The 9,299-nt window shown below is 67.6% G+C and carries 11 protein-coding genes and 1 pseudogene; 6 read left to right on the forward strand and 6 right to left on the reverse strand.

Annotated elements, in window-relative coordinates; translation table 11 throughout:
- Nucleotides 1-343: 343 nt before the first annotated feature.
- Both IL992_RS42365 and IL992_RS42370 read left to right on the forward strand, forming a co-directional pair.
- Complete coding sequence (locus IL992_RS42365; RefSeq protein ID WP_226874805.1) at nucleotides 344-1,204, forward strand: tyrosine-type recombinase/integrase; 861 nt, start codon at nucleotides 344-346, stop codon at nucleotides 1,202-1,204.
- Nucleotides 1,205-1,291: 87 nt separating this feature from the next.
- Nucleotides 1,292-1,531, forward strand: a complete 240-nt coding sequence (locus IL992_RS42370; RefSeq protein WP_193208930.1) for a hypothetical protein — start codon at nucleotides 1,292-1,294, stop codon at nucleotides 1,529-1,531.
- A gap of 151 nt (nucleotides 1,532-1,682) precedes the next feature.
- Here the strand turns inward: IL992_RS42370 and IL992_RS42375 are convergent, their stop codons facing one another.
- The 4 genes and pseudogenes from IL992_RS42375 to IL992_RS42390 all read right to left on the reverse strand — a co-directional run bounded on the left by IL992_RS42375 (nucleotide 1,683) and on the right by IL992_RS42390 (nucleotide 4,192).
- Entirely contained in the window at nucleotides 1,683-2,273 is a 591-nt protein-coding gene (locus IL992_RS42375; protein ID WP_193208931.1) for a DinB family protein, read from the reverse strand.
- Nucleotides 2,274-2,464: 191 nt separating this feature from the next.
- On the reverse strand, nucleotides 2,465-2,773 hold the full coding sequence (locus IL992_RS42380; protein ID WP_076441895.1) for a MiAMP1 family antimicrobial peptide: 309 nt from the start codon (nucleotides 2,771-2,773) through the stop codon (nucleotides 2,465-2,467).
- A 366-nt stretch (nucleotides 2,774-3,139) separates the two neighbouring features.
- A pseudogene (locus IL992_RS49170) lies at nucleotides 3,140-3,484 on the reverse strand (VOC family protein); the annotation flags it as partial.
- A gap of 243 nt (nucleotides 3,485-3,727) precedes the next feature.
- A complete protein-coding gene (locus tag IL992_RS42390) occupies nucleotides 3,728-4,192 on the reverse strand; it encodes a MarR family winged helix-turn-helix transcriptional regulator (RefSeq protein WP_193208932.1) in 465 nt (154 codons plus the stop codon).
- A 41-nt stretch (nucleotides 4,193-4,233) separates the two neighbouring features.
- Between IL992_RS42390 and IL992_RS42395 the strand changes: the two genes are divergently transcribed.
- A complete protein-coding gene (locus IL992_RS42395; protein WP_193208933.1) occupies nucleotides 4,234-4,749 on the forward strand; it encodes a nuclear transport factor 2 family protein in 516 nt (171 codons plus the stop codon).
- A gap of 164 nt (nucleotides 4,750-4,913) precedes the next feature.
- Here IL992_RS42395 and IL992_RS42400 read toward each other — a convergent pair whose 3' ends face one another.
- Nucleotides 4,914-5,309, reverse strand: coding sequence for a winged helix-turn-helix transcriptional regulator (locus IL992_RS42400; RefSeq protein ID WP_193208944.1), 396 nt, complete (start codon nucleotides 5,307-5,309; stop codon nucleotides 4,914-4,916).
- Between the two features lie 93 nt (nucleotides 5,310-5,402).
- Here IL992_RS42400 and IL992_RS42405 point away from each other — a divergent pair, with 93 nt between their 5' ends.
- Nucleotides 5,403-6,152 (forward strand): glucose 1-dehydrogenase, encoded by a 750-nt coding sequence (locus IL992_RS42405; RefSeq protein ID WP_319019179.1) that lies wholly within the window; start codon nucleotides 5,403-5,405, stop codon nucleotides 6,150-6,152.
- Nucleotides 6,153-6,439: 287 nt separating this feature from the next.
- On the opposite strand, the gene IL992_RS42410 is transcribed toward IL992_RS42405, so the two are convergent.
- On the reverse strand, nucleotides 6,440-7,333 hold the full coding sequence (locus tag IL992_RS42410) for an NADP-dependent oxidoreductase (protein ID WP_193208935.1): 894 nt from the start codon (nucleotides 7,331-7,333) through the stop codon (nucleotides 6,440-6,442).
- Between the two features lie 70 nt (nucleotides 7,334-7,403).
- On the opposite strand from IL992_RS42410, the gene IL992_RS42415 reads away from it, so the two are divergent.
- Nucleotides 7,404-8,003 (forward strand): TetR/AcrR family transcriptional regulator, encoded by a 600-nt coding sequence (locus tag IL992_RS42415; protein WP_193208936.1) that lies wholly within the window; start codon nucleotides 7,404-7,406, stop codon nucleotides 8,001-8,003.
- A gap of 167 nt (nucleotides 8,004-8,170) precedes the next feature.
- A complete protein-coding gene (locus IL992_RS42420; protein ID WP_193208937.1) occupies nucleotides 8,171-8,656 on the forward strand; it encodes an FBP domain-containing protein in 486 nt (161 codons plus the stop codon).
- The last annotated feature ends 643 nt before the right edge of the window (nucleotides 8,657-9,299 follow it).

Consider the following 9,299-nt stretch of genomic DNA (forward strand, 5'->3'; position numbering starts at 1 on the left):
GAGGCACCTTGGCGAATGTCTAACTTTGGTGGGAGATGTCTCCGGATGAGGCGGGGGGAGTTTCGCCGCTGTTCCATCCCGTTGGCCGCCGCGCGACGCATGGAGCCGCTACGCCGCCGGGCAACACGGACGGTCACCACCCAGCCCCGCGGAGCCGACAACTCGCGACAGCTGAATGGGCGAGCCCGCTAGTACGGGTACGGCACCGAAGAGGTTTCGGGATAACCTTCGTTATCTGGCGAGATAGCGATCAACGACGTAGCGCGAGCTGGGCAGGGGTTGTCCGGCGCGGAGGCTTCGTTTCCCGGTTATCTGGCAACTCGGCGGATGGTGGCTCACCGACCTGGCCAACGCCGGCGCCTCCGCGCACACCCGGCGCGCCTACCGCGGCGACCTGATCGCCTTCGCCGCCCACCACGGAGAGGTGATCAGCGCACTGTCCGCCGCGCCGGTTCGCGCGTTCCTGGCCGAACTCGTCGGCCTGTCACCGGCCAGCCGCAAGCGCAAGCGCGCCGCCGTCGCTTCCTTCGCCAAGTGGGCCGTCCGCCACAACCTGCTGCACGCCAACCCGATGGACCGGATCGACACGGTCAAGGTGCCCAAGAGCCTGCCGCGCCCGGCCGCGGCCGCCGACATCGTCAAGGTGCTGGCGGTGATCTGCTCGCGGCGGCCGCGCAAGGAGACGCCGCTGGACCGGCTGCGGGATCGGGTGCTGTTCGAGACCGCCTACGTGTGCGGCGCCCGCGCCTCCGAAGTCTGCGGCCTGTACGTGGAGGACCTCGACCTGCGCCTGGACGACGAACACGTCCGCATCCACGGCAAGGGCGGCAGCGTGCGCACCGTCTTGCTGGACGACCGCGGGTACGTCACCCTGCTCCAGCTCTACCTGGCTCGCGCCGGCTACACCGCCGGGCCGCTGTTCCGCGCCTCCATTAACGGCCGGGGCGGACCCCTGTCGTATGACGCCGCTCACCACCGCTGGCAGGGCTACTGCGCGCAGGCTGGCGTCGAGATCGACATCCACCAGCTGCGCCACGCCCACGCCACCGAACTCATCAACGCTGGCGTCTCCATCGAGGCCGTCCGCCGCCGCCTCGGCCACGCCTCCACCGAAACCACCCAGCTGTACGCGTTGCTGGACGACAAGGTCGCCGACGCCGAGATCCGCGCCGCACGCCGACGCCGGGACCGGGCAACGAGCTAAGGAAGCGTCGCAACCAGGAGCAGCCTCAGCTCACTGCAATCAAGATCCTTCTCAGCGCCACTGTCTGTCGGTTCCTCGACCCCGTATGTGCACATCGGCGAAAGCCACCGCGGGCCGCTGGGGACGGGGACTGTCGATTTCCCTTCGATCTTTGAGGCGCTTCGTGCCATCCACTTTGAGCAGATCGCGACCTTCGAAAGCTTCTCCTCACGGGTCGTCTCTCCCGTACTCTCCAGCATCGTGGCGATCTGGCGTGACACCTGGGACGACCCCGACGAGACCGCCATGGCGGCCCGTGGCTTCATCACCGAAGCGCTGAAGGACTGACCCTGGCGGGGCTGGTATGGGAGCCACCGATCAAAACGGCTCCCATGCCGGCAGATACATGCCTATCTTGCGCTGGCCGGGCCGCCCGGCACGTCGCCGGGGGCCGGTCAGACGCTCCCGGCCGCGACGAGGCGGGTGGCGCGGGGCGCGATCAGCCCTGGCCGACTTGCCGCGCCGTCTGCTCCAGCCGGTTCCGGTAACTCTCCCACCACTCCTGATCGCCCGAGGGCAGGTTGAGGTTCCCGTCCCGCACTCCGACCGCTCCGTCGACGAGCTCCCTGACGATGTCGGCGTGGCCGGCGTGCCGGTTGGTTTCCGCGATCACGTGCACCAGGATCTGGTGCAGCGTCACCTCGCTCCGCTCGTCCGGCCACCACCGCACGCGGCCGGTCGCGTCGAGCGCCAGCGTGGCGATCGTCGTGTCCCCGTGCTGCCACACCCGGCGGTACAGCCCGACGATGTCGTCGCGCGATTCGTCCGCCGTGGCCCACATGTCCGCGTTGTCCTCGGCGTCGTCCTCCATCCATGGCAGCGGTTCGCCGAACGGCCGCCCGAAGGTCTCGCCGAAGTAGCCCGCCTCCACCCCGGCGAGGTGTTTGACGAGCCCCAGGAGGTTGGTGCCGGTGGGGGTCAGCGGGCGGCGGATCTCATATTCGGAGAGCCCGTCGAGCTTCCACAGCAGAGCGTCGCGGGCGGCTTGCAGATAGCGTTGCAGATCATTTTTCGGGTCCGATGCGATCATGCCGGTAGTCTCTCAGCCGGTGCCGGCAGCCCGCATCGGCATTTCCCCTGGCTGGACGAACGGAGACGCACCCGATCCAGGGTGATCCGCGGTGAGCAGCGCCTCGAACCGGCCGGCCGGCCCTCCTGCCTCCGGTACGTGAACGCCCCGCCCCCGGCGGGTGCCGGAGACGGGGCGTGGCGGAGCCGGGGTCAGCAGACGATGAAGATGCTCTTCCAGCCGACCGGAGTCCTCTGCTCCGCGTTCCTGTCGGCGGCAAGCGTGAAGTGGGCCACGCCCTGTGCGTCGGGCTGGTTGTACATCCGGCCGCTCTGGCCGTCGCCATACCAGCGGTACGACCCGTGGAAGGGGATGTTGGACACGCCGCAGCGGTCGATGACCACCGACCTGCCGCTGAAGCCGGGTCCCTCATAGGCGACGTACTGGGAGGCGTAGGCGGCGCCGGCGCTGATCGCGATTGTCGCGGCCGTCAGGGCGGGGACGAGGACGAACCTTTTCATGACGCTCCTTGGGCGGGCCGAACTTCTACTTTCAGTAATCGAATGGTAACGGAGAGTGCTCGGCCCGTCACCCCCCTGCTCGTGGCGGGAGCTCAGGTGATGGTCGGCGTCGTCAGCCCCGTCGTTCCGGTGAAGCCGATGGTGAGGCACTTCAGCAGGCCCGGCTGGGAGAGGGCCGGCGTGAATGGTGTAGCGCTCGTCGTACGACCCGCTCGTCACGTCGTTCATGTCGGGTCAGGGGTCGAGCGTGTCGCTGCTGGGGGCGTATGTCCTGGCCGGCGAGCCGGCCACCCACGATGACCACGCCGCCGCCTTCGAGCGATTCGCCGCTGCCGGCACGCAGGCGGGGGAGGCTCCGCGTCAGGCTGGAGCGAGGACGCAGAACTCGTTGCCCTCCGGGTCGGCGAGGACGATCCACGGGACATCGCCCTGGCCCACGTCGGCGGGCGTCGCACCGAGCTCCTTCAGACGCGCGACCAACCCCGCCTGATGGGCCGCAGAGGTGGTGGCGAGATCGAGGTGCACGCGGTACTTCACCGTTTCGGGGTCGGAACGGTGACGACATCGACGCAGACGGCGACGGGGTCCGGCCAGACGAAACCCACGGGTTCGACGTTGGTCACACCGGGCCCCTCGCTGGAAACACCCCAGCCGAGCGCCTCCGCCCAAAATCGGCCGAAGCGCCGAGTCGTCCCGAGTCTTGAAATTCACCTGAACAAGTCACAGTGCCACGCCGCCAACCCTATGCCGAACAGATAAGCCAGGATGAACCACGCCACCTTCGGCTCAACCGGCGACGACGGGCAAGCCGGGGACTTCACGAGCGGCCGAAGCCTTTGGGCGGTTGCGGTTGCGGAGACGGAGACGGCGTAGCGGTCCAGGAAGTTGATGTGGGCGTGGCCGAGGGACTGAGAGTTCCGGGCCTACTTCGCGGGCTCGAGCGCAGGCGTAGTGCTATGCGGAGGTGCGGGCTCTGGCATGGTGGTCGACGATTCGGGTCAGCAGCCGGGCGAGTTCCTCGCGTTCGGCCTGCGAGAGCGGTGCGCACAGGTCCTCTTGGATCTGCGCCAACACGCCGTCGAGGTGTGCGAGGTGATGACCCCCTTCGGGGGTGATCGTGATGATGTTCCGCCTGCGGTCGGTGGGGTCGGGTGAGCGCTCGATGAGCTTCTTGCCGGCCAGTTCGTTCAACGCCGCGACGACATCGCTGCGGTCGATGCCCGTACGGCGGCCCAGCTCGGCCTGGCTCGCGGGACCGAACTCCGCCAGTGCGGCCAGCAGCCGGTAGTGGTAGCCGCGGGCATCGGCAGCGGCGAACCCTTCGGCCAACAGGCGATGGCTGTGCACGGACGCCTGGTTGATCAGCCAGCTCGGCGCGTGCTTGAGACGCGCCGGCAGCGCTTGGTCGCCCGTCATCATGGCGGTCAGCCTACCAATCTGTTGGGGGCACCCATGAATGTATGATTGGTGATGCCAACATTGGCACCACCAATGACACGGGAGAGGCCATGGACCACGTCGACCGTCATGAGCTCACCGACCTCGTAGCCCGCCTCGGCCGCTTGCTGGACGAAAAGCGCCTCGGGGAGGCGCGGACCGTTTTCACCGAAGACGCCTCGGTCGCCACTGCCAGCGGTGCCGTGCGGGGGATCGATGCCCTCGTCGAGAAGGCCCTTAGGATCCGCCCGGCCGGCGTTTTCACTCAGAGCTTCATCACCAACCCCCTCATCGAGGTGGACGGGGAAACGGCGAAGATCACCGCCAACCTGCTCGCCGTCTTCGTCGGCCAGCCCGAAGGGCGAGGGAAATTGTTCGGCGAGCGCTACCAGCTGACCGCCGTCCGCACCCCGCGAGGATGGCGGATCTCCCGGGTGGAGGGCGTACCTCTGTGGGAGGCCACCTTGTCGGAGATCACTCCCTTCCACCCGGCCGTTCCGCGAGCCGATATGGGTACCGCGGCATCGGGCTCGAAGTGAATCGCACCCTCCGTTGCGGAACCTTCCTGCACGCGCGGGCGTGGACAGCACGCCGAGGGGCTGGTGGCGCCGTTCAACCAGGCGTCGTCCCCATGCGCTGAACAAGGTGATCACGCACCGGCCGGACATGCCGCAGGTGGCCGGCTCTCTGGCCACCAGCACGGTCACGCCTGCTGGCTGTCGTAGTGCTTCTGAGCGGCGAGGAGTTCGTCTCCGTGCTCGCCGAACCATCGGATGAGATCGGTCAGCGGCCCAGCCAGGCTGACACCGAGTTCCGTCAGGCTGTAGGTGACCTGGGGCGGGTTGGTGGGGGCGACATGGCGAGCGACAAGCCCGGCCCGGGCCAGTGCTTTGAGGTTCTGCGACAGCATTTTCTGGCTGATGCCACCGACTCGTGCGTGCAGTTGTGCGAAGCGATGCGGGCCGGTGATGAGGGCCGACACGATCAGTGTCGCCCACCGGCTTGTTGTCTGATCCATGATCGGCCTGAGCGGGCACCTGTTGTCGAAGGTGTCGTAGGCCAGGAGCCTGGCGGCTGTCGCGACCTGCTCTGTCTCCATCACGACAGCAGCTTACAAAAAAGTATGTACTTCCCAGCAGTAACTGGCTTTCCTACGGTGACTTCTGCAAGCACTGATGGTCAAGGAGTCACTGTGAGCAGCAACAATGCACGTACGGCGATCGTCACGGGCGCATCGAAGGGCCTGGGCGCGGGGATCGCCAAGGCTTTGGCCGAGACGGGCGCAGCCGTCGTGGTGAACTACCGGGGGGATGCGGAAAGCGCCGAACGGGTCGTCGCGGACATCGCCGCCAAGGGCGGCCGGGCGATCGCGGTCCAGGCGGACGTGGCCAGCAGTGACGACGTGCGCCGTCTCTTCGACCGGGCGCGCGAGGTATACGGCCCGGTCGACGTACTCGTGAACAATGCGGCCGTCGCCACGTTCGCGCCACTGTCGAGCATCACCGAGGACGAGTTCCAGCGCGAGATGACCACGAACATCCTGGGCGCGATCCTGACTACGCAGGCCTTGGCCTCGCAGGGCGACATCGACAGCGCGTCGATCATCAACGTCTCGACGGCCGGTACTGTCAGCTACCCTCCGTACACCTCGCTTTATGTTGCGTCCAAGAGCGCCGTCAACGCCTTCACCATCGTTGCGGCCAAGGAACTGGGCCCGCGCGGCATCCGTGTCAACGCGATCATGCCCGGACCGTCGGACACCGAGGGCACCAGGGCCATGGGATACGCCGGGTCGGATCAGGAAGCACAAGCGATCGCCGCCACCCCCCTGGGCCGTACGGGCACCCCCGACGACTACGGCCCGCTTGTGGCCTTCCTGGCTTCCGACGACGCGCGCTGGATCACCGGAGATGTCATCCTCGCCTCCGGCGGCATGCGCTGACGTCTCCATTCTTTTCCTTACGGAGAAGGCACTCCTCGCATCCAACCGGCCGGTGCCCGATGAACTGCGGGAGTTGTTCAGCGGGTGGTGATCGAGGCCGCAACGCCGGTGTCGGCGCGGTAAGTGCTTGGCGCACGGCTGTACAACTGGTCCCCACGGTCGACTGCGGCGCGGGTGAACCGGCTCGCGACCGTGCGATGCCTGTCGGCAAGCGATCGCTTGCCGACAGGCATCCCGCGCAAGTTCTCCGCGATGGACCTCACCGCCCGCCACCCGCGCACCGGCTCTCAGACGACCAGGACCCGGCGCCCGCGGGTGTGACCGGCATGGCTGTCGATGTGAGCCGCCGCGGCCTCGGCGAGCGTGTACGACTTCTCGACCGGGATGCGGAGCTTTCCCTGCGAGATGAGGCCGGCAGCCTCGGCGAGCGCCTCCGGCATGCTCCCGGCCACGCCGGAGAATCGGACACCGAGCTCCGGCGCACCGAGATCGGCGATGGAGATCACCTTCTGCGGATCCCCGGTCAGCTCGACGAGCTCGCGGATCACGCCCGAGCCGGCCAGATCGAGAGCTGCGTCGACGTGGCCGAGCTGCCGCACCCGCTCGACCCAGCCCTCGTCGTACGTTGTGGCGACGGCACCCAGGCTACGCAGATAGTCCTGGTTCGCGGCCCCAGCCGTGCCGATCACCGTGATGCGGCGGTCACGGGCGATCTGCAGCACCGCCGATCCGACTCCCCCTGACGCACCGCTGACCAGCAGCGTCTGCCCGGACTGCACACCGACCTGGTCGATGATGCGCAGCGCGGTCTCCACAACCGAGGGGTACCCGGCCGCCTCTTCGAACGTCAGGCCCTCGGGCATATGGGCCCAGGCCGACAGCACGGCGAACTCTGCATAGGTGCTCGCGCCTTCGCCGAACACATGGTCGCCGACCTCGACCCCTTCGACGCCCTCGCCGACCTCGTCCACCACCCCGGAGGCGTCCAGCCCGACTCCGGCGGGCAGCTCGATCGGATGGACCTTCTGGAACTGGCCTTCACGGATCCTCCAGTCGACGGGGTTCACGCCTGCCGCCCGCACGGCGATGCGTACCTGACCGGGGCCCGCGTGGGGCTCCTCGGCGTCTACGAGTTGCAGAACGTCCGGACCGCCGAACTCGGCGAAGCTCACTTTCCTCATGCGGCCGACCGTAGCACTAACGGTTAGCGTTTAAAAACCGCTCCGCCTTTGTATCTGATAGTCTCAGAGCATGACCGTGCCGTCCGGACGTCGTGAGCGCAAGAAGGCAGCGACCCGGCAGAAGATCGCCGATGCCGCCCTGCGGCTCTTCCTGGAACGCGGGTACGACGCGGTGGGCATCCGTGACGTGGCCGCCGAGGCCGACGTGGCCGTCACCACGCTCTTCTCCCACTTCGCCTCGAAAGAGGCCCTGGTGTTCGAGCAGGATGAGGACTTCGAGCAACGCCTCATGCGGGCGGTCGCCGGCCGGGGGCCGCACGAGCCGCTCATCCCTGCGCTGCGCCGCGAGATCCATGCCCTGGTGCGACATTGCACGGCGGACGGCACCGCCCCGATCTGGCGCATGATCGACGAATCACCTGCCCTGCGGGAGTACGAGGAGTCGATGCGGCTGCGCCATGCGGAGTCGCTGGCAGCGGCCATCGCCGCCGATCTCGACCTGTCGCAGACCACAACGGCCTGCCGGGCGATCGCGAGGTTCGCGATCGACGCCTTTTCGCTGGCCCGGGAGGCGGCCGATCCGGAGGCCGCGGTGGACGAGATCTTCCGGATGATCGAGGCGGCCTGGGAGGTCGCCTGCCCCTCCGGAAGCTTCACCGGCACGGCTTGACCGTAGTTCGGGACTCGATCCCGCCCGGCTCACGGCCCTCATCGGCAGAGCGGATCGCGCGTAGGCCAACTTTGATCGTTCTCACCGATAACCGTGGTCTGCCTAGGATCCCTAGGAGGAAACTTAATCGATTGCCCGTAAAGCCAGCAGACGATAGCTTCATGCCTATGAGGCAAATTTCCGAGCGCGAGATCCGCGCCTCGTTTGTCAACTGCACCAAGGGTGAGGCCAAACGGCTTGCCGTACCGAGGGACCTGGACGCGCGGCCCTGGGGCGACCTGGACTTCCTGGGCTGGCAGGATCCCTCCTCGCCGGGCCGCACGTACCTGGTCGCCGAGCAGGGCGACCGTCTGGTGGGGGTGGCGCTACGACGGGCCACCCCGAACGCCGGACATGTACGGCGCAGCATGTGCTCGCTCTGCCTGACCACGCACACCGGCGACGGAGTGTCGCTGATGACCGCCCGCCGTACCGGCGGCAGCGGCAACTCCGTCGGCGCCTATATCTGCACCGATCTGGCCTGCTCCCTGTACCTACGGGGCAAGAAGGACGTCGGACCCGGTGGGCGGATGCCCGAATCGCTCACGCTCGAAGAGAAGATCAGCAGGACCGCGGTCAAGGTGAGCGAGTTCCTCCAGAAAGTGACCGCCTGATCGGCGCCGCCCGCACGCGCGGGTCCCGGCCGGCGCAGCCTCCCCGCCCTGCTGCCGGCGTTTCTCACAACCAAGCGACGCGTCGTTCCGCACTGAGGTGGGGGAGACCCGGGGGAATTTCATCCCCCGGGCTCCCACAGAACGGGCGTGCTCGATCGTCAACGTCGCGTGCGGAGGCCGGTCGGGCTACAGCTCAGCTTCGTGGAATCAGGGGTGCCGGGGCCGACCACGGGGTCTGCAAGGAGGTGCGGGGAAGCTCGGCCGGTTCCACCCGGAGAGGGCGTTGGACGGCCGGGTGAAGCCGGCGAACGCCAAGCTGATCGAGACCCAGGCGAAGGTGCCGACCCGCCACCTACGAGACCCTCGCGTCCTGACCCACCACATCAGCGGTGTCCGTAGACCCGGAGCAAGCCCACAGAGCATGCCCAGGGTCGAGTGGCGGCGGCGGTTGCAGAAGCCTTCGATGAAGTCGAAGCAGGCGGTTTTGGCCTGGTCGCGGGTGGTGAAGTGTTGCCGTGTCGACGACGCGTGAAAACTGACCCCCAGACGACGGCGGAAATCTGACCCCTCTGCTGTCACTGTGGAGGGTGATCAAGGTGGAGGACTGGGCGGAGATCCGCCGGCTGCACCGGGCCGAGCAGAT

Source organism: Microbispora sitophila (assembly GCF_014892245.1).
Taxonomy (GTDB): Bacteria; Actinomycetota; Actinomycetes; order Streptosporangiales; family Streptosporangiaceae; genus Microbispora; species Microbispora siamensis.

Coding starts and splice junctions, on each gene's coding strand:
- IL992_RS42395 (WP_193208933.1), top strand. CDS start 4,234: ATGATTGGTGATGCCAACATTGGCACCACCAATGACACGGGAGAGGCC.
- IL992_RS42415 (WP_193208936.1), top strand. CDS start 7,404: ATGACCGTGCCGTCCGGACGTCGTGAGCGCAAGAAGGCAGCGACCCGG.
- IL992_RS42410 (WP_193208935.1), bottom strand. CDS start 7,333: ATGAGGAAAGTGAGCTTCGCCGAGTTCGGCGGTCCGGACGTTCTGCAA.
- IL992_RS42380 (WP_076441895.1), bottom strand. CDS start 2,773: ATGAAAAGGTTCGTCCTCGTCCCCGCCCTGACGGCCGCGACAATCGCG.
- IL992_RS42420 (WP_193208937.1), top strand. CDS start 8,171: ATGAGGCAAATTTCCGAGCGCGAGATCCGCGCCTCGTTTGTCAACTGC.
- IL992_RS42400 (WP_193208944.1), bottom strand. CDS start 5,309: ATGGAGACAGAGCAGGTCGCGACAGCCGCCAGGCTCCTGGCCTACGAC.
- IL992_RS42390 (WP_193208932.1), bottom strand. CDS start 4,192: ATGATGACGGGCGACCAAGCGCTGCCGGCGCGTCTCAAGCACGCGCCG.
- IL992_RS42375 (WP_193208931.1), bottom strand. CDS start 2,273: ATGATCGCATCGGACCCGAAAAATGATCTGCAACGCTATCTGCAAGCC.